General features: G+C 71.8%; 20 protein-coding genes. 17 read left to right on the plus strand and 3 right to left on the minus strand.

Going from position 1 to position 17,168, the window contains the following annotated elements; genetic code table 11:
• Positions 1–31 precede the first annotated feature (31 nt).
• On the minus strand, positions 32–1,036 hold the full coding sequence (locus ACGFT1_RS25545) for an acyltransferase domain-containing protein (RefSeq protein WP_373911313.1): 1,005 nt from the start codon (positions 1,034–1,036) through the stop codon (positions 32–34).
• A gap of 205 nt (positions 1,037–1,241) precedes the next feature.
• Here ACGFT1_RS25545 and ACGFT1_RS25550 point away from each other — a divergent pair, with 205 nt between their 5' ends.
• From ACGFT1_RS25550 to ACGFT1_RS25630, 17 genes are read left to right on the plus strand one after another with little or no spacing between them, the layout of a single operon-like run.
• Positions 1,242–1,565, plus strand: coding sequence for a TcmI family type II polyketide cyclase (locus ACGFT1_RS25550; protein ID WP_356945811.1), 324 nt, complete (start codon positions 1,242–1,244; stop codon positions 1,563–1,565).
• Positions 1,562–2,008 carry a cupin domain-containing protein gene (locus tag ACGFT1_RS25555; RefSeq protein ID WP_373911314.1) on the plus strand — a complete coding sequence of 149 codons (447 nt, stop codon included), beginning with the start codon at positions 1,562–1,564 and terminating at the stop codon, positions 2,006–2,008. The genes ACGFT1_RS25550 and ACGFT1_RS25555 overlap by 4 nt, the downstream gene beginning before the upstream one ends.
• Entirely contained in the window at positions 2,005–3,276 is a 1,272-nt protein-coding gene (locus tag ACGFT1_RS25560; protein WP_373911315.1) for a beta-ketoacyl synthase, read from the plus strand. Before ACGFT1_RS25555 ends, ACGFT1_RS25560 begins: the two co-directional genes overlap by 4 nt.
• Positions 3,273–4,493 carry a ketosynthase chain-length factor gene (locus ACGFT1_RS25565; RefSeq protein WP_373911316.1) on the plus strand — a complete coding sequence of 407 codons (1,221 nt, stop codon included), beginning with the start codon at positions 3,273–3,275 and terminating at the stop codon, positions 4,491–4,493. The genes ACGFT1_RS25560 and ACGFT1_RS25565 overlap by 4 nt, the downstream gene beginning before the upstream one ends.
• Before the next feature lie 49 nt (positions 4,494–4,542).
• Positions 4,543–4,800: an acyl carrier protein gene (locus ACGFT1_RS25570; protein ID WP_373911317.1), complete on the plus strand. Its 258-nt coding sequence runs from the start codon at positions 4,543–4,545 to the stop codon at positions 4,798–4,800.
• Positions 4,801–4,803: 3 nt separating this feature from the next.
• Complete coding sequence (locus tag ACGFT1_RS25575; protein ID WP_373911318.1) at positions 4,804–5,277, plus strand: SRPBCC family protein; 474 nt, start codon at positions 4,804–4,806, stop codon at positions 5,275–5,277.
• Positions 5,274–5,732, plus strand: a complete 459-nt coding sequence (locus ACGFT1_RS25580) for an anthrone oxygenase family protein (protein WP_373911319.1) — start codon at positions 5,274–5,276, stop codon at positions 5,730–5,732. Before ACGFT1_RS25575 ends, ACGFT1_RS25580 begins: the two co-directional genes overlap by 4 nt.
• 25 nt (positions 5,733–5,757) lie before the next feature.
• Entirely contained in the window at positions 5,758–6,507 is a 750-nt protein-coding gene (locus tag ACGFT1_RS25585) for an SDR family NAD(P)-dependent oxidoreductase (protein ID WP_373911320.1), read from the plus strand.
• Between the two features lie 2 nt (positions 6,508–6,509).
• On the plus strand, positions 6,510–6,839 hold the full coding sequence (locus ACGFT1_RS25590; RefSeq protein ID WP_373911321.1) for an antibiotic biosynthesis monooxygenase: 330 nt from the start codon (positions 6,510–6,512) through the stop codon (positions 6,837–6,839).
• Positions 6,836–7,165 (plus strand): antibiotic biosynthesis monooxygenase, encoded by a 330-nt coding sequence (locus tag ACGFT1_RS25595; RefSeq protein ID WP_373911322.1) that lies wholly within the window; start codon positions 6,836–6,838, stop codon positions 7,163–7,165. Before ACGFT1_RS25590 ends, ACGFT1_RS25595 begins: the two co-directional genes overlap by 4 nt.
• A 32-nt stretch (positions 7,166–7,197) precedes the next feature.
• Complete coding sequence (locus ACGFT1_RS25600; protein ID WP_373911323.1) at positions 7,198–7,485, plus strand: DUF6059 family protein; 288 nt, start codon at positions 7,198–7,200, stop codon at positions 7,483–7,485.
• The gene (gene rfbB, locus ACGFT1_RS25605) at positions 7,485–8,531 is read left to right on the plus strand and encodes a dTDP-glucose 4,6-dehydratase (protein WP_373911324.1); all 1,047 of its coding nucleotides are present in this window, start codon (positions 7,485–7,487) and stop codon (positions 8,529–8,531) included. The genes ACGFT1_RS25600 and rfbB overlap by 1 nt, the downstream gene beginning before the upstream one ends.
• Positions 8,528–9,592 carry a glucose-1-phosphate thymidylyltransferase gene (locus ACGFT1_RS25610; RefSeq protein ID WP_373911326.1) on the plus strand — a complete coding sequence of 355 codons (1,065 nt, stop codon included), beginning with the start codon at positions 8,528–8,530 and terminating at the stop codon, positions 9,590–9,592. The genes rfbB and ACGFT1_RS25610 overlap by 4 nt, the downstream gene beginning before the upstream one ends.
• 38 nt (positions 9,593–9,630) lie before the next feature.
• Positions 9,631–11,094 (plus strand): NDP-hexose 2,3-dehydratase family protein, encoded by a 1,464-nt coding sequence (locus tag ACGFT1_RS25615; protein WP_373911327.1) that lies wholly within the window; start codon positions 9,631–9,633, stop codon positions 11,092–11,094.
• Positions 11,091–12,107, plus strand: coding sequence for a Gfo/Idh/MocA family protein (locus tag ACGFT1_RS25620; protein WP_373911328.1), 1,017 nt, complete (start codon positions 11,091–11,093; stop codon positions 12,105–12,107). The genes ACGFT1_RS25615 and ACGFT1_RS25620 overlap by 4 nt, the downstream gene beginning before the upstream one ends.
• 29 nt (positions 12,108–12,136) lie before the next feature.
• Positions 12,137–13,744: an FAD-dependent monooxygenase gene (locus ACGFT1_RS25625; protein WP_373911329.1), complete on the plus strand. Its 1,608-nt coding sequence runs from the start codon at positions 12,137–12,139 to the stop codon at positions 13,742–13,744.
• Positions 13,741–14,439, plus strand: coding sequence for an N-acyl homoserine lactonase family protein (locus ACGFT1_RS25630; RefSeq protein WP_373911330.1), 699 nt, complete (start codon positions 13,741–13,743; stop codon positions 14,437–14,439). Before ACGFT1_RS25625 ends, ACGFT1_RS25630 begins: the two co-directional genes overlap by 4 nt.
• A 114-nt stretch (positions 14,440–14,553) precedes the next feature.
• On the opposite strand, the gene ACGFT1_RS25635 is transcribed toward ACGFT1_RS25630, so the two are convergent.
• The gene (locus tag ACGFT1_RS25635; protein WP_373911331.1) at positions 14,554–15,747 is read right to left on the minus strand and encodes a cytochrome P450; all 1,194 of its coding nucleotides are present in this window, start codon (positions 15,745–15,747) and stop codon (positions 14,554–14,556) included.
• 58 nt (positions 15,748–15,805) lie between these two features.
• Positions 15,806–17,107: a glycosyltransferase gene (locus ACGFT1_RS25640; protein WP_373911332.1), complete on the minus strand. Its 1,302-nt coding sequence runs from the start codon at positions 17,105–17,107 to the stop codon at positions 15,806–15,808.
• Positions 17,108–17,168 lie beyond the last annotated feature (61 nt).

A 17,168-nucleotide genomic window follows, 5' to 3' on the forward strand; every position in this document is an offset into this window, starting at 1 on the left:
CGTCACGAGTCTGGTGGCCGGCGATGGACGATCACTGGACACGCGGAGTGTGTCCCTCCGCCCGGATGCGCTCGACGGCGTCCGCGAGTGCCCTCCCCGCGAGGCCGGGCGCGGCGTGCGCCGGGGGCAGCAGGGACACGGCGCGGCTGCGACCCGAGGCGACCGCCGGGTGCCGGCGGGCCAGACTCAGCAGGCTCTGGCCGGGACCGGCGTCCACCAGGAGCAAGTCGTCGTCGGTGAGCATCCGGTGCAGCGCCGGTCCGAACAGGACGGGTCCTGCCAGCTGCCGGCCCCAGAACCGCGGATCGGTCGCCTCACCGGCGGTGAGTGGGCCCCCCGTGGCCGCCGAGTACAGGCGGACGGCCGGGGGACGCCAGCGGGTCCGCTCGTACTCCGGGAGCGTCGCCGCGACCGCGGGCTCCATCAGGGGACTGTGGAATCCCTGCCGGGCACGGGCCGGACGGCAGGGCACCCCCCGGGCCCGCAGCCGGCTCTCCGCCTCGGCGAGCGGCTCACGGGCTCCGGCGAGCAGGATCTGATTCGGGCCGTTGACCGCGGCCACGGCCACGCCCTCCGGCAGGAGGCCGGCCAGCGTGCCGGGTGACGTGGCCACGGCCAGCATGCCGCCGGGCGGCGTCGTCCGTGCCGCGGTGGTGCGCGCCACCAGGAGCCGCACCGCGTCCGGCAGGGACACCACATCCGCCACGACGGCCGCGACGGCCTCCCCGACGCTGTGGCCCAGCAGCGCCGCCGGCCGCACGCCCCGTCCGAGGAGCAGACGGGCCAGCGCGTACCCGAGGGCGAAGAGCAGCGGCTGTGCCCGGCCGGCGTCGTCGAAGCCGTCCGCGCGCCCGGCGAGCCAGCAGTCCCGCAGGTCCAGCCCGCCCGGGCCCAGCAGGGCGAACACCTCGTCCATGGCATCGGTGAAGCACGGCTCCACGCCGTACAGGTGCAGCCCCATACCGGGGTGCTGGGCGCCCTGGCCCGCGAACAGCAAGGCCACGGGCCGCGGCCGCAGTGTGCCAGTGGTCACCATACGGGGCCCTCCCCGGGGACGACGGTCAGGCGCTCGCAGCCGGGCGCCGGTCCGAAGGTGGGGCGAACCGCTGTCGAGCGACTCGCAGCTCGGTGGACGGGCGCCGCCGTGCTCCCGCCAGCGACCTGTCAGCACCTGTCCAGCGGAACCGCCCAGGCTGGCTCGCCGTAGCCAACTCGGACCGCGCCGTATGGGGGAGGAACCCTTGCACCAGAACCTGATCGTCGCCCGGATGGAACCGTCGCAGGCCGCTTCGGTCGCGCAGATATTCGCCGAATCCGACGCCTCGGAGCTGCCCGATCTGATCGGGGTCTCCCGGCGCACGCTCTGGCGCTTCCACGACCTGTACTTCCATCTCGTGGAGGCCGACCAGGAGATCACCCCCAACCTCTACCGGGCGCGCAGCCACCCGCTGTACGAGGACATCCACGTCAGGCTCGCCCGGCACATCACGCCGTACGACCCCGCGTGGAGCGAGCCGAAGGACGCCATGGCCTCGGCCTTCTACACGTGGGAGAAGAAGCGATGAGTTCCGACGCGACAAAGGTGGCCCGCACCGACGTCACGCCCAACCGGCGCAGGGGCGGGGACGTCCGGGTCCTGCTGAGTCCCCGGACGGTCGGCGCCACCTCGGGCTTCATGGGGACGGTCACGCTGGAGCCCGGGGAATACGTGTGCGAGCACTACCACCCCTACTCCGAAGAGTTCGTGCATCTGGTCCGCGGGACCGTCGAGATCACCATCGACGGCACCACGCTGACCCTGGAACCGGGCGACTCGACGCTGGTCCCGATCGGGCTGCGGCACCGGCTGGTGAACAACGGCCCCGCGCAGGCACAGGCCGTCTTCCACCTGGGGCCGCTGGCGCCCCGGCCCGAGCTGGGGCATGTCGACACGGAGTTCCTGCCCGGTGCCGAGCAGGCGCCCTCGCTCCAGGTCGGCGGCCCCCCGGCCGGCGGGGCGGGCACATGAGGAGCATGGACGTGGCCATCACCGGCATCGGCGTGCTGGCCCCCGGCGGGGTGGGGCGCGACGCGTTCTGGCAGCGGATCATCTCGGGACGCGCGGCCACTCGTCGGGTCACCCACTTCGACCCGACGGGCTATCGCTGCCAGGTGGCCGCCGAGGTCGACTTCCACCCCGAGGTCCACGGGCTGACCCCTCAGCACACCCGGCGCATGGACCGGGCCGCACAGTTCGCCGTCGCCGCCACGGACGAAGCGGTGACCGACAGCGGGCTCGACACCGGCGCACTGGATCCGGGGCGCCTCGCCGTGACGGTCGGCAACGCCGTGGGGTGCACCACCGGCCTGGAGCGGGAGTACCGCGTCCTCAGCGACGACGGGCGGCAGTGGATCGTGGACCACACCTACGCCGTACCCGAGCTGTACAACTACCTGGTGCCCAGCTCGATCGCGGCCGAGGTGGCCTGGTGGGCCGGCGCCGAGGGCCCGGCGTCGGTGGTCTCCTCCGGCTGCACCTCGGGCATCGACGCCCTCGGTCACGCGGCCGGGCTGCTGGCGGAGGGCAGCGCCGACGTGGTGGTCGCGGGCTCCGCCGACGCGCCGATCTCACCCATCACCATGGCCTGCTTCGATGCGATCAAGGCCACCTCCACGTACAACGACGAACCCGAGCTGGCATGCCGGCCCTTCGATCGCAGCCGCCGGGGGCTCGTCCTCGGAGAAGGAGCCGCCATGTTCGTGCTGGAGAAAGCCGAGCACGCCCGGCGCCGCGGCGCCCGGGTCTACGGGCGGATCCTCGGCTACGCCACCCGTGCCAACGGCTACCACATGACCGGACTGCGCCCGGACGGCCGGGAGATGGCCGAGGCCATCGGTGCCGCGATGAACCAGGCCCGGGTGGACCCGCGGGACATCGACTACGTCAACGCGCACGGCTCCGGCACCAGGCAGAACGACCGCCACGAGACGGCGGCGGTCAAGAAGAGCCTGGGCAACCGGGCCTTCGAGGTGCCGATGAGTTCCATCAAGTCGGTGGTCGGACACTCTCTGGGGGCCATCGGTTCCATCGAGGTCGCCGCCTGCGCTCTGGCGATCGAGCGGGGCGCCGTCCCGCCCACCGCCAACCTGAGGGAACGCGATCCCGAATGCGACCTGGACTACGTGCCGTTGACGGCACGCGAGCAGAAGGTATCGGTCGCGCTGTCGGTCGGCAGCGGGTTCGGCGGCTTCCAGAGCGCCATCGTGCTGGCCGGCCCCGGCAGGGCCGCCGCATGAGCGGCACAGCCGCGGTGTTCGTCGGCATCGGCGTGACGGCCCCCAACGGGCAGGCCACGGAGGAATGGTGGGCGGCCACGCTGGCGGGCAAGAGCGCCATCGACACGATCAGCACCTTCGACGCCCGCGCGTACCCCTCTCAACTCGCTGGTGAAATAAGGGACTTCGATCCAACGGAGTACGTCTCGCCCCGTGTCGTCGTCGAGACGTCCCGCATGAGCCACTTCGCCCTGGCGGCCACCCGGATGGCGCTGGACGACGCGGCCGTCGACCCGTCCCGGCTGCCGGAGTACGAGCTGGGCGTGATCACCGCCAACGCCACCGGCGGAGCCGAGTTCGGCCAGCGCGAGTTGCAGAAGCTCTGGCGTGGCGGCCCGCGGGACGTGAGCCCGTACATGTCCATCGCCTGGTTCTACGCCGCAACCACCGGCCAGATCTCCATCGGGCACGGGATGCGCGGACCGTGCGGGGTCATCGTCAGCGAACAGGCGGGCGGACTGGACGCGCTGGGGCAGGCACGCCGCGTGGTGCGGGACGGCGCCCGTCTCGTCGTCACCGGCGGCACCGACTCCTCGCTCTCCCCGGCCGGCTTCGTCTCCCAGCTGCCCACCGGACAGCTCTCCCCGGTCACCGACCCGGCCGGCGCCTATCTGCCGTTCGACACCAGCGCATCCGGCTTCGTCCCCGGCGAGGGCGGCGCGATCCTGCTGCTGGCGAGCGCCCACGCCGCGCGTGAGCTGGACATCGACCCCTACGGCGAACTCGTCGGCTACGCCGCGACGTTCGACCCCCCTCCCGGATCGAACCGGCCCCCGTCGCTCGCCCGCTGCATGCGCGAGTCCCTGACAGACGCGCGACTGCGGCCGGAGGACGTCGACGTCGTCTTCGCCGACGGGCACGGCAGCCCGGAGCGCGACCAGCAGGAGTCACAGGCGCTCGCTGCCGTCTTCGGCCCCCACGGGGTTCCGGTGACCGTTCCCAAGACCATGACCGGCCGGCTGTACGCGGGGGCCGGCGCCCTCGACACCGCGGGCGCCCTGCTGGCCCTGCGCGACCAGGTCGTCCCGCCCACCGTGCACGTCACCGGTCCGGCCGCCCACCACCACCTGGACCTGGTCCTCGACCAGCCGCGCGAACTGCCCCTGCGCACCGCCATGGTCGTGGCCCGGGGATACGGCGGGTTCAACGCCGTGGCCGTCGTGCGGCGGACCGGATGACGTGCGGAGCAGTGCAGCCACACCACAACGAAGGAGCGGAGGAACGACCGTGAGTGCATTCACTCTCGACGAACTCAGATCGATGCTCCAGGAAAGCGTGGGCGTCGACGAGTCGGTGGACCTCGATGGTGACATCCTCGACACCCCTTTCAGCAGCCTGGGCTACGACTCACTCGCGATGCTGGAGATCACCGCCCGCATCCAGAACGACCTGGGTGTTCCCGTCCCCGACGAGCACATGGAGCTCATGACGACCCCCCGGGCCGTCCTCCAGTACATCGACCACCGCCTCCCGGAAGGACGCTGACCCATGGCCGCACGGACAGAGAACTCCGTGGTCGTCGACGCGCCCATGGAACTGGTGTGGCGGATGACCAACGACATCGAGTCCTGGCCGCAGCTCTTCGACGAGTACGCCTCGGCCCAGATCCTGGACCGGGCGCCGGACGGAACCGTCCGCTTCCGGCTCACCATGCACCCCGACGAGGACGGCAAGGTCTGGAGCTGGGTCTCCCTGCGCAAGCCGGACCCCGCCACCCGCACCGTACGCGCCCACCGGGTGGAGACGGGCCCGTTCGAGTTCATGGACATCGCCTGGGACTACCGGGAGACCGACGCCGGCGTGCGGATGCGCTGGGTCCAGGAGTTCCACGTACGGCCCACGATGCCCTTCGACGACGAGGCGATGGCCGCGCACCTCGACGCCAATACCAAGGTGCAGATGGCCCGGATCAAGAAGCTCGTCGAGCAGGCGGCCGGCCGGCCAACCGGTTCCGGGTCATGAACCAGATCCTGCTGCCGCTCGCCCTGGTCGGGAGCGGGATGGCGGCCGGCGGACTGATGATCGCCTCGCTGGGAGGAGCCCCGCTGCTCCTCAGCCTTCCGGTCGAGCGCTACGTCCCGGTGCACCAGTTCCTGGTCACCCGCTTCGACCCCTTCATGCCGATCTGCATGATCACCGCGATGCTCTGCGACGCCGCCCTGGCCGTCCTCGGTACCGGCCGGGTCCCGGCCGCCGCCGGGACTGCCGGCGTCCTGCTCCTCGCCGCGATCGTCGTGTCCGTCACCAGGAACGTGCCGATCAACAAGTGGGTCGGCTCCCTCGAACCGGGTGCCGTACCGCTCGACTGGGACCGGCTCGACCCCCGGGTGCGATGGCGCAACTGGAACCTCGTCAGGACCGCGCTCGCGGTCGCGGCACTGCTGGCCAACGCCGTCGGCGCCGCACTCTCCCTGTGAACCCAAGACGATTGGAGACGCCCCGATGAACCTGTCACTGGACGGGCAGCACGTGCTCGTCACGGGAGGCACCCGAGGAATCGGCCGGGCCGTGGTACTGGCCCTGGCCGCCGCGGGCGCCGACGTCCTGACCTGCCACCGCCAGGACAACGATGACGCCCAGAGCCTCGTCCGCGTCCTGAAGGAACTGCCCGGTGACCACCACGTGGTCAAAGCCGACGTCGGCCGCCCGGAGGACGTGGACCGGCTGCTGGAGGAGTGCAGGGTCAGGTTCGGCAGGCTCGACACCGTCGTCAACAACGCGGGAGTCATCTCCCACGTGCCCTTCGCCGAGCTGTCCCTCGAGGAGTGGCGGCGCATCCTCGACGCCAACCTCACCGCGCCCTTCCTGGTCACCCAGAAGGCGCTGCCCCTGCTCGCCGAGAAGGCCTCGGTCATCAACATCGGCTCCCGGGTCGCCACGGTCGGCCTTCCGCTGCGGGCCCACTACACCGCGAGCAAGGCCGGCGTGATCGGGCTCAGCCGCTCCCTGGCCAAGGAGCTGGGGCCCCGGGGCATCCGCGTCAACGTCGTCGCCCCCGGCGTGATCGAGACCGAGGAGGCGGCCAAGCTACCGCCCGAGGAGTACGAGGCCCTCCAGCAGAGGTACCGCCACATGACCGCGCTCGGCCGGCTCGGACTTCCCGCCGAGGTCGCCTCGGTCGTCGTCTACCTCGCCGGCTCCGCGTCGGGCTACCTGACAGGCGAGACCATCCACGTCGACGGAGGAATCTGAACATGGAGCGCGCCGACGGCGTCTTCCGGGTCCTGCTGCGCGTGCAGACACACCCGGGCATGGGAGCCGACTTCGAGCGGACCTGGCTGGAGATAGGCCACGCGGTCACCGCCGACCCGGCCAACCTGGGTCAGTGGCTGCTGCGTTCGACCGAGGAGGAGCACGTCTACTTCATCATCAGCGACTGGACCGACGAGCAGGGCTTCCGCGCCTTCGAACACAGCAAGCAGCACGTCGAGCACCGCCAGAGGCTCCACCCGTACCGTTCCGGCGGCTCCATGTCCACCATGCGGGTCGTCCACCATCTGCCCTCGGCGAAGGCGGCGGTATGAACCGCGAGATCCGGGTGATCGTGTACTGCCGGGCCCCCGAGGAGGGACCCGCCCCTCTCGAGGCCGCTTTCCTCAGCATCAACGAGGACCTCGCCGAGGTGCCCGGCCTGCTGCGCAGCGAACTGCTTCACTCCACCCTCCAGGAGGAGGACGGCATCTTTGCCGTCCTGAGCTACTGGCGGGACGCCAAGTCGTTCCGCGACTGGGAACAGGGGGCCGCCCACCGCTCGCAGACCTCGCCGTTGCGCCGATACCAGGACCGCGGCGGCAGCCGGCACTACGGGATCTACGAGGTCCGGGACGCGGCCTCGTTCACCAAGTCGTGAGCCGCCGTCCCCGGCGCGGAAGGGAAGCCGTGATGCGTCGCCTGCTGCGCGCGGTGGGGCGAGGGGTGTCCGAAGGATTCCAGACACTGGGGGCGGCGTACTTCCCCCTGCCCCCGTGGCAGGACTTCCACCAGAGTCCCGCCGCGGCCGCGTTCCTGCTGGGTCACTACGGCATCCCGACCCTGGCCGAGCCGCCCCCGGGGAGCCCCGAGCGCCTCACCTGTGGCGAGGCGACCTCCGCCGAACGGTCACTGATCAGCGAACTGAGCCGGGACCTGCGGTGGCCCGCGGAACGCTCCGACAAGGAAGAAGCCCCCTGATGTCCATTGCCGCCCCCTCCCGCACCCTGCTCGTCACCGGTGCGGCTGGATTCATCGGTGCCAACTTCGTCCACTACTGGCGCGAGCAGCATCCGGACGACACCGTCGTCGCCCTCGACGCGCTCACCTACGCCGGCAACGAGGAGAACCTCGCCGGGGTGCGTGACGGGATCGTGTTCGTGCACGCCGACATCGGCGACGGCGACCGGGTGGCGAAGATCCTGCGCGACCACCGCGTCCGGACCGTGGTGAACTTCGCCGCCGAATCCCACAACAGCCTCGCCGTCCTCGACCCCGGCAGGTTCTTCCACACCAACGTCATGGGCACCCAGCGACTCCTGGAGGCGTCCTTGCGCCACGGGGTCGAACGGTTCCACCACATCTCGACCTGCGAGGTGTACGGGGACCTTGCGCTCGACAGCACGGACGCCTTCCACGAGGACTCCCCCTACCGCCCGCGTACTCCCTACAACGCCAGCAAGGCCGGCGCCGACCACGCGGTGCGGGCCTATCACGAGACCTTCGGGCTACCCGTCACGGTGACCAACTGCGCCAACAACTACGGGCCGCTCCAGTTCCCGGAGAAAGTGATCCCGCTGTTCGTCACCAATGCCCTGCGCGGCAGGAGCCTGCCCGTGTACGCCTCCCGGCACCACCGGCGGGAGTGGATCCACGTCTCCGACCACTGCCGGGCCATCGACATGGTGCTGGCCGACGGGGTGCCGGGGGAGACCTACCACGTCGGCACCGGAGCGGAGGCGAGCGTCCAGGACATCGCCGACGCGGTGCTCGACGAGCTGGAACTGCCCACCTCCTTGCAGACGACCGTGGCGGACCGGCCGGGACACGACCGCCGGTATCTGCTGGACTCCACCAAAATCAGGCGGGACCTGGGCTGGCGGCCCACCGTCGCGTTCGGCGCCGGCCTGCGGGAGACCATCCGGTGGTACCGCGATCACCCCGAGTGGTGGGAGCCCCTGCTGGGACGCCGTCCGGTCGTGGAGGACCCGGCCGTCTGGCAGCCGTCCGGGGCGGGTGCGCGATGAAGGCCCTCGTCCTCGCCGGAGGTACCGGCTCGCGGTTGCGGCCCATCACCCACACCTCCGCCAAGCAGCTCGTCCCCATCGCCAACAAGCCAGTCCTCTTCTACGGCCTGGAGGCCATCCGCGAGAGCGGCATCCGCGATGTCGGCATCGTCGTGGGCGAGACGGCGGCCGAGGTGCGCCGCGCGGTGGGCGACGGCTCGGCATTCGGCCTGTCCGTCACCTACATCCCGCAGGAGGCACCGCTGGGCCTCGCGCACTGCGTGCTGATCGCCCGCGAGTTCCTCGGCGGCCACGACTTCCTGATGTACCTCGGGGACAACTTCGTCATCGACGGCATACGCGGTTTTGTCACCGACTTCCAGTCCCAGCGACCCGACGCGCAGGTCCTGCTGACCAAGGTCGCCGACCCGACGCAGTTCGGGGTGGCCGAACTGGACGCCGACGGCCGGGTGGTGGGCGTGGCGGAGAAACCCAGCCGTCCCAAGAGCGACCTGGCCCTCGCCGGGATCTACATGTTCACCCCGGCCGTCCACCAGGTCGTCGAAGGTCTGCGGCCCAGCCTCCGGGGCGAGCTGGAGATCACCGAGGCCATCCAGCAGCTGATCGTCCAGCGTGCCGACGTGCGTTCGCACATCATCACCGGCTACTGGAAGGACACGGGCAAGGTCGAGGACATGCTCGAGTGCAACCGCATGGTCCTGGAGACCGTCGAGCCGCGCGTCCTGGGAACGGTGGACGCCGAGAGCGAGGTCATCGGGCGGTTGGACATCGCCGAGGACACCGTCGTACTGCGCTCCAGGCTGGTGGGTCCGCTCTCCATCGGCCCGGGCACGGTGGTCAAGGACAGCTACATCGGCCCGTTCACGTCGGTGGGTGCCGGGTGCCGGCTGGACCACACGGAGCTCGAGTACTCCATCGTCATGGACCGCTCGTCCATCAGCGGGGTGCGCCGGATCCACAACTCGCTCATCGGCAGGGACGTGGAGGTGTCCCCCGCGGCTCCGACGCCGCGCGGCAACCAGCTGATCGTGGGCGACCACAGCCGGGTCCGGCTGAACTGACTGAGGCCAGGGCCGGCCGACCTACCGAAGGAGACACCATGCCGCACACCGCCGCGCCGGGCACCCGGCCGGGGGCCGCAGCGTCCCTGGCCGAACGGCTGGCCCGATCAGCGGCCATCAGGGACACTCCCGGTCTCCCCACAAAGGACGTGGTGCCCTGGCTGGCACGGGAACGCCGCGACGGCGGGATCGCCGTCTCCCGCATCCCCTTCGCCGAGCTGGACCAGTGGAGTTTCCACGAGGGGACCGGCAACCTCGTGCACCGCAGCGGGCGGTTCTTCACCGTCGAGGGAGTGCGGGTGACCGGCGAGGACTGGCCCGTCGGCGGCTTCACCCAGCCCATCATCAGCCAGCCGGAACACGGGATCCTCGGCATCCTGGTCCGCGAGTTCGACGGTGTGCCGTACCTGCTCATGCAGGCCAAGATGGAACCGGGCAACACCGGCCTGGTGCAGCTGGGCCCCACCGTCCAGGCCACACTGAGCAATTACACCCGCGTCCACGGAGGTGGCGGCACCCACTATCTGGAGCACTTCACCGGCCCGGGCCGCGGCCGGGTCCTGGTGGACACGCTCCAGTCCGAGCAAGGCGACAGCTTCCTGCACAAACGCAACCGCAACATGGCCGTCGAGGTATTCGAGGACGTCGCCGTGGGCCGCGGCCACCGCTGGATGACACTGGGTCAGGTCCACAGCCTGATGGGTCTCGATCACGTGGTCAACATGGATGTCCGCACCGTGCTGGCCTGCCTGCCGCTCGGCCGGGGGCGGACGCCCGGCGACGGTCCCACTGTGCCCAGCGCCGACCCTTTCCAGGAGGCACTGACCCGCTCCCTGAGCCCCGGCGCGTCCGTCCGCCACGACGAGTTGGAACTGCTCACCTGGCTCACCGACCTGCGCACGGGAACCTCCCGGTCCGCCCGGCTGATCCCCCTGAGCGCGCTGGCGGGCTGGCGGCGGAGCGAGGACGCCATCAGCGAGCCCTCCGGACGGTGCCACCGGGTGATCGCCGTCTCGGTCAGCGCCGGTACCCGGGAGGTGACTCACTGGACCCAGCCGATGCTGGAGTTCCCCGGCCAGGGCGTCGCGGCGTTCATGGTCCGGCGCATCGACGGTGTTCTGCACGTGCTGGTGCAGGGAAAGGCGCAGCCCGGACTCCGCGACGGCATCGAGCTGGCGCCGACCGTGAGCTGCGTCTCGCGCGACTGGCGCGCGCTGCCGCCCGGCGAGTGGCCCCCGCTGCTGGATCACGTGCTGGGCGCCGACCCCGCAAGCATCCGGTTCGACACCGTGCTCCCCGAGGAGGGCGGCAGGTTCTACCGGCGTGACAACCGGTACCTCGTGGTCGAGGCCGGTGACGACTTCCCCGTCGCCGAGCCCGACACCATGCGTTGGATGACGATGCGTCAGCTCAAGCGTCTGCTGAGGTACGGGACCTACGTCAGCGTCGAGGCCCGCACGCTCATCTCCTGCCTGCAGTCGCTGTGGGAAGGCGTCTGGTGAGCGGCACCCTTCCCGAGGAGCGGACCGGCAGGGCACCGGTCACCATGGGCGTGCTCGGATGCGCGGATATCGCCGCACGCAGGATGCTGCCCGCCCTGGCCGCCGGATCCCGCGTACGCGTCACCGCGATCGCCGGCCGGGACCCCGCACGGACCGCGCCGTTCGCCGCGCGGTTCGGCTGCGAGGCCGTCGACGACTACGCGCGGCTGCTCGCCCGGCCCGACATCGACGCGGTCTACATCCCGCTGCCCACCGGCCTGCACGCCCGGTGGACGCTCCGTGCCCTGAGGGCGGGCAAGCACGTGCTGGTGGAGAAGTCCGCGACCGTCACGCTCGCCGAGGCGTACGAGGTGGTCGGCCTGGCGCGTGAGCGCGGGCTGGCGCTCATGGAGAACTTCGCCTTCGTCCACCACGGCCAGCACGCGGCTGCCCGACGACGACTGGACGGCGATGAGATAGGCGAACTGAGAGCTTTCCAGGCGTCGTTCGGTATCCCGCCGCGGCCACCGGCGGACATCCGCTACCGCCGGGACCTCGGCGGCGGAGCGCTGCTGGACGTCGGAGCCTATCCGGTACGGGCGGCCTTGATGTACCTGGGCGACGACTTGGAGGTGGTCGGCTCGACCCTGCGCCTGGACCGGGAGCGAGGGGTGGACGTGGCCGGGAGCGCCCTGCTGGCATCGCCCTGCGGTGCCACGGCCGAGCTGAGCTTCGGCTTCGAGCACAGCTACCGCAGCCACTGCTCCCTGTGGGGCAGCACGGGGCGGCTCGTCCTCGAACAGCCCTTCTCGCCGCCGGCCACCGCCCGGCCGGTGACGCGGCTGGCCCGGCAGGACCACCTCCAGCACTTCGTGCTGGGCGCCGAGGACCAGTTCGCCCGTGTGGCCGACCACTTCGCGCACCTCACCCGTGGTCCGGCAGCGGCCCGCGAGGAGGAGTACACGCAGATCCTGCGCCAGGCTGCCCTGCTGAGCGCCGTTCGAGCCGCCGCCCGGACGACCCGGCCTGTATGACGCCCGGACGCATCCTGAGAGGGAGAGACATGACAGACGTACGAACCCCCGTGCTCGTCGTGGGGGGAGGACTCGTCGGCCTGTCCGCGGCGGTGTTCCTCACCTGGCAGGGCCAACGGCCTCTCCTGGTCGAACGCCGTCCCGGTACCTCGGCCCACCCCCGGGCCAGAGGCGTGAACGTCCGGGCGATGGAGCTGTTCCGGCAGGTCGGACTCGAGGAGCGGATACGGGCCACCGAGTCCGCCCGCGCCCTGGCCGATAACAGTGGCATCGTCCAGCTCGACTCGCTCGCCGGCCACCGGCAGCGGGAGTTCCTGCCGGGCTACCTGGAGGAGGGCACCGAAGACCTGAGCCCCACCGGATGGACCCTGTGCGAACAGGACGAACTGGAACCGCTGCTGCGCGAACGCGCCGAGGAGGCCGGGGCCGACCTGCGCTTCGGGCACGAGCTGATCGCCCATACCCAGGACGCCGACGGTGTCACGGCCACCGTGCGCGACCTGGCCACCGACGAGCGGTACACCGTGCGGGCGCGCTACCTGGTGGCGGCCGACGGTGCCGCCGGCCCGTTGCGGGGGGAGCTGGGCATCCCCCGGTCCGGGCGGGGCGTCCTGGCCCGCTACCTCAACATCCACTTCCGCGCCGATCTCACCGAGGTCCTCGGCGACCGGCGCTTCCTGATGGCCTACGTGCACAACGCCGACGTGACCGCGGGCCTGCTCCCCGTCAACAACAAGGACCGCTGGCTGCTGCACGTGCCGCTCGGCTCGAGCCGGGAGCCCTGGGACGAGCAGCGGTGCGAGGCGGCCGTGCGGGCCGCAGCCGGTGTACCGGAGCTGCCGGTGAAGATCCTCGGGGCCCAGCCGTGGGATGCCGCGGCACTGGTGGCCGCCAGATTCCGCCGCGGGCGGATCTTTCTGGCCGGCGACGCGGCTCATGCCATGCCGCCCACAGGTGCCTTCGGCTCGAGCACCGGGGTCCAGGACGCCCACAACCTCGCCTGGAAGCTCGCCGCCGTCCTGCGCGGCGACGCGGACGCGCACCTGCTCGACACCTACGAGAGCGAACGGCTGCCCGCCGCCCGGGCCACGGTGGAGCAGGCGGTGCTCCGCTCCCTGGACCGCCCCGGCCGCAAGGCGACGGCACCGGCCGGAACGATACTGCCGGATCACGCGGTGGCGCTCGGCTGCCGCTACCCGGCGCCCGGCACCACCGACGACGGCGCACTCGTGCGGCGGCTCACGGGAACGCCGGGCACGCGGGCACCGCACATGTGGCTGGAGCGCGACGGAAACCGGATCTCCACCCTGGACCTGTACGACGGCAGGGGCATCGTCCTGGTGGCGGGAGAGCAAGCGCGGCACTGGTACGAAGCCGCCCGCCGTCTCTCACCCCTCGTGACGGCGCACCGCATAGGCGCCCACGGCCTGGCCGATCCCCTGGGCCGGTGGGCTGAGGTTCACGGGGTGCCGCCGACCGGCGCGGTCCTCGTCCGCCCGGACGGTTACGTACTGGAGCGCTTCGACGGATCCTCCTCCGGCGCCGCCCTGACCGGCACGCTGGGCACGTTTCTCGGCCGCCCGGCCGCCCCGCGCGCCACGGCAGGGTCCACCACGACGACGGGGAGCGCGGGATGAGGCTGCACCTGTTCAAACTCGGCACCAACCCGGTCGGCGCGCCGGTGCCCGGCTACCTCGTCCAGGCCGACGACGGCACCAACGTGCTCGTCGACAGTGGTTTTCCGCGGACCGCGTCGGGCCCCCGCGTTTTCGTCACTGTCGGGCCGGACGAAGGCGTGGAGGCCAGGCTCGCGGCCGTCGGACTGCGCCCCGCCGACATCGCGCTGGTGGTCTGCACCCACCTGGATCCCGACCACGCCGGCAACCACGACCTCTTCCCGGACGCGGAGTTCGTCATCCAGCGCCGCCACTACGAGCGGGCGAGGGCGGGCGTGCCGGCCCGGGTGGAGTTGGCCAGGGCCGCCTGGGACCAGCCCCATCTGAAGTACCGGCTGGTCGACGGCGACACGGAGCTGCTCCCCGGTCTGGACCTCGTGGAGAGCCCGGGACACGTCGAGGGCCACCAGTCGGTCCTCGTACGACTGCCCCGGACCGGTGCCGTGCTGCTCGCGGGCGACGCCATCCCGTCGGGTGAGCATCTCGACCCTGACGCCCGGGCCATGACCCCCTTCGATGTGAACGAGTCCGCGGTGCGCGCCAGCACCCGCAAACTGGTCGCACTGGCGAAGGCGGAGGACGCGCTGCTCGTGCGCGGGCACGACGCCCAGCAGTGGCCGGCACTGCGCACGGGACCGGACGACTGCTACGAGTGACGGCGGGCCGCGTGCGGGCGGCCGTCCCCGGTGCGGGCACGCCGCAACAAGGGGTGAGGGCGGCGGGGAGAGGATGTTCCTCTCCCCGCCGCCCTCACCCCTCCCGTGCGTGGCTCACCACAGGACCGGCAGGGCCTTCGGTCCCCGCTGCATGGTGCGCAGCTCCCACTCCAGGTCCGTCACGGGCACGGCGAGGCGCAGCCCGGGGAACCGGGCGATCAGCGCGCCCAGGGTGATGCTCAGCTCCGCGCGGGCCAGTTGAGCACCGAGGCAGCGGTGGGGGCCGTGACCGAAGCCGAGGTGCGGATTGGGGTGTCGCGTCACGTCCAGCTCGTCGGGGCCGGTGAACACGGTGGCGTCCCGGTCCGCCGAGATCACGGCCGGCAGGACCGCCTCCCCCCGGCGTACCAGAACGCCGCCCAGTTCGACGTCCTCCAGCGCTATGCGGACGGTGCCGCCGCTGACCGCCGCCGGGGTGTAGCGGACCAGTTCCTCCACCGCGCCGTCGAGCAGCGAGGGCTGTTCGCGCAGCCGGTCCCACTGGTGCCGGTGCTCCAGCAGAGCCAGGACGCCACCGCTGATCTCATGGGCGACCGTTTCCACCCCGGCGACCAGCAGGGTCACCCCGAACGTCACCAGTTCCTCCTCGTCCAGCCGCTCCTCTTCGGGTGCGTTGGCCAGGTCGCTGAGCACCCCGGCGCCGGGCCAGCGCCGCTTCTCGGCGATCAGACGGGCCAGGTACTCCTTGAGCGCCGCAGCGGCTGCTTCGATCTGCCCTGCCGTGCGGTCAGTGACGCTCAGGTAGTCCTTGGTCCAGGTCCCGAACCGCTCCTGGTCCCCGGCGGGCACTCCGAGCAGTTCGCAGATCACCGTGACCGGCAGGGGCCTGGCCACCGCCGCGACGAGATCGGCACCCGGGCCGGCCACCGCCATGGCGTCCAGCAGTCGGTCGACGGTGTGGCGGATGCCCGGCCGCAGCAGGTCCACCCGCCGGGTCGTGAACGCCCGCATGGCGATTCTGCGCAACCGGGTGTGTTCGGGCGGGTCCATGGTGGTGAGCGAACGGGCTTCGAGTGCGGTGCGCCGGGCCCGGGGGGCGTGGGCCCGCGCGGCGGCGGCCCGGCTGAAGCGGGGGTCCGAGAGCAGGCGCCGGTTGTCCTCGTAGCGAACGGCGATCCAGGCCCTGTCCCCGGTGGGCAGGGTCACGCGTCGCAGGCCGTCCGTCTCGCGCAGCTCCGCGAACTGCGGTGCAGGTCGCCACGGTTCGGCGGACGGGAAGGGGAACGGCAGCGGCGGACGGTCGTTCATCACGTGGGTCTCCTGGCGGTGTCGGGGCGTACGGTGGGACTGACGGGCGGGCGTGATGTCACCCGCCGGGCGCCGTCACCGGACGGCGGGTCTCGATCAGCCGTTCGAGCAGCAACGCGAGCTCCCGTGGCGCCTGGCGTCCGGCGAACGCGGCACGCATCGCGGACGCCGCCCGCCGGACCGCGGGGTCGGTGAGCACGCGGTGCACGGCCGTGGCGAGGAGGGGTTCCGGCGGGCGCCGCCGCCGCAGGTCGACGCCGGTGCCACTCCACGCGATGCGTGCGCACACCTCCGGCTTGTCCTCGGTCACGCCCGAGGCCACGATCGGGACGCCGTGCGCGAGCGCGAGCTGTACGGTGCCGTACCCGCCGTTGGTGACCATGGCGTCCAGGTGCGGCATCAACCGGGCGTAGGGCAGGAACGGTTCGACATGGACGTTGGCCGGCAGCGAGCCGGGGCGCAGCGCCTCATGGGACGCGCCCGCCGTGGTCACGACGACGGTGATGTCCTGGTCCCGGAGCGCTCGGACGGCCGGCACCACCAGCTCGCCCAGGTCGCGGGCGCCCGTCCCCTGCGTGACCAGGACGGCCGGCCGGCCCTCGGCCAGCTCCGGCCACCAGCGCGGGAGCGGGCCGGAGGGCGGCGGGGCGGGGAGCAGCGGCCCGATGAACCGCACCTGCTCGGGCAGCCTGGCCCGCGGGTACTCGAACTCCTCCACGGTGGCCTGCGCGTACAGGTAGGGGGTGAGATTGGCGTCGAACGGACTGCTGCGGAGCGGCGGCAAACCGAGGTCTGCGCGGATGACGTTCATCAGCCGCAACGGTTCCGGGAAGCGCCGGCGCTCGACCGCTTCGGCGTACCGGCGCCGTGCCCGCCGCCAGGGCTGCCCGCCCGGCGGCCAGCCCTTGCCGAACGGCGGCACCAGCGGATCCGGGATCGCCAGCGGCGCCACACTGATCGTCGCCCACAACTCCCCGTGCAGCTCGTGCATCAGGGAGGCGGCGATGAGTGTGGAGTCGGCGAGCAGGACATCAGCCCGGTACCGTGCCATCAGCGTGCGCAGGTCCTCGTACTGGCCCGGCACCGGCCGGACGAAGACCCGCTCGGTGAACCACGCCCCGCGGGCCTCCGGTGGGAGCGCGAGGAACTCGGGGTGCTCGTCGGTCAACCGGTCCAGGTCGACGAACGCGCCCCGCTCCGGCGGGGCGTACTGGGCACCGGAGCGCGCCACTCGGTCCGCGTATCGGGTGCCCGTGTACCAGACGACACGGTGCCCGCGGGCGGTCAGCTCCGCTGCGACGGGGCCGCAGGGATTGACATGGCCGCTGGCCGCGAGGGTGGCCAGGAGGATCGTGGACATCGTCCGCTCCGTCACTCGGGATGGTGCCCGCCGCAGGGTGTGGGCGCACGGCGCCGGACCG

The sequence above is a fragment of the Streptomyces sp. Y20 genome, assembly GCF_043195475.1.
GTDB lineage: Bacteria > Actinomycetota > Actinomycetes > Streptomycetales > Streptomycetaceae > Streptomyces.

Coding starts and splice junctions, on each gene's coding strand:
- ACGFT1_RS25585 (WP_373911320.1), top strand. CDS start 5,758: ATGAACCTGTCACTGGACGGGCAGCACGTGCTCGTCACGGGAGGCACC.
- ACGFT1_RS25630 (WP_373911330.1), top strand. CDS start 13,741: ATGAGGCTGCACCTGTTCAAACTCGGCACCAACCCGGTCGGCGCGCCG.
- rfbB (WP_373911324.1), top strand. CDS start 7,485: ATGTCCATTGCCGCCCCCTCCCGCACCCTGCTCGTCACCGGTGCGGCT.
- ACGFT1_RS25640 (WP_373911332.1), bottom strand. CDS start 17,107: ATGTCCACGATCCTCCTGGCCACCCTCGCGGCCAGCGGCCATGTCAAT.
- ACGFT1_RS25635 (WP_373911331.1), bottom strand. CDS start 15,747: ATGAACGACCGTCCGCCGCTGCCGTTCCCCTTCCCGTCCGCCGAACCG.
- ACGFT1_RS25575 (WP_373911318.1), top strand. CDS start 4,804: ATGGCCGCACGGACAGAGAACTCCGTGGTCGTCGACGCGCCCATGGAA.
- ACGFT1_RS25615 (WP_373911327.1), top strand. CDS start 9,631: ATGCCGCACACCGCCGCGCCGGGCACCCGGCCGGGGGCCGCAGCGTCC.
- ACGFT1_RS25625 (WP_373911329.1), top strand. CDS start 12,137: ATGACAGACGTACGAACCCCCGTGCTCGTCGTGGGGGGAGGACTCGTC.
- ACGFT1_RS25590 (WP_373911321.1), top strand. CDS start 6,510: ATGGAGCGCGCCGACGGCGTCTTCCGGGTCCTGCTGCGCGTGCAGACA.
- ACGFT1_RS25580 (WP_373911319.1), top strand. CDS start 5,274: ATGAACCAGATCCTGCTGCCGCTCGCCCTGGTCGGGAGCGGGATGGCG.
- ACGFT1_RS25595 (WP_373911322.1), top strand. CDS start 6,836: ATGAACCGCGAGATCCGGGTGATCGTGTACTGCCGGGCCCCCGAGGAG.
- ACGFT1_RS25560 (WP_373911315.1), top strand. CDS start 2,005: ATGAGGAGCATGGACGTGGCCATCACCGGCATCGGCGTGCTGGCCCCC.
- ACGFT1_RS25600 (WP_373911323.1), top strand. CDS start 7,198: ATGCGTCGCCTGCTGCGCGCGGTGGGGCGAGGGGTGTCCGAAGGATTC.
- ACGFT1_RS25555 (WP_373911314.1), top strand. CDS start 1,562: ATGAGTTCCGACGCGACAAAGGTGGCCCGCACCGACGTCACGCCCAAC.
- ACGFT1_RS25545 (WP_373911313.1), bottom strand. CDS start 1,036: ATGGTGACCACTGGCACACTGCGGCCGCGGCCCGTGGCCTTGCTGTTC.
- ACGFT1_RS25565 (WP_373911316.1), top strand. CDS start 3,273: ATGAGCGGCACAGCCGCGGTGTTCGTCGGCATCGGCGTGACGGCCCCC.
- ACGFT1_RS25610 (WP_373911326.1), top strand. CDS start 8,528: ATGAAGGCCCTCGTCCTCGCCGGAGGTACCGGCTCGCGGTTGCGGCCC.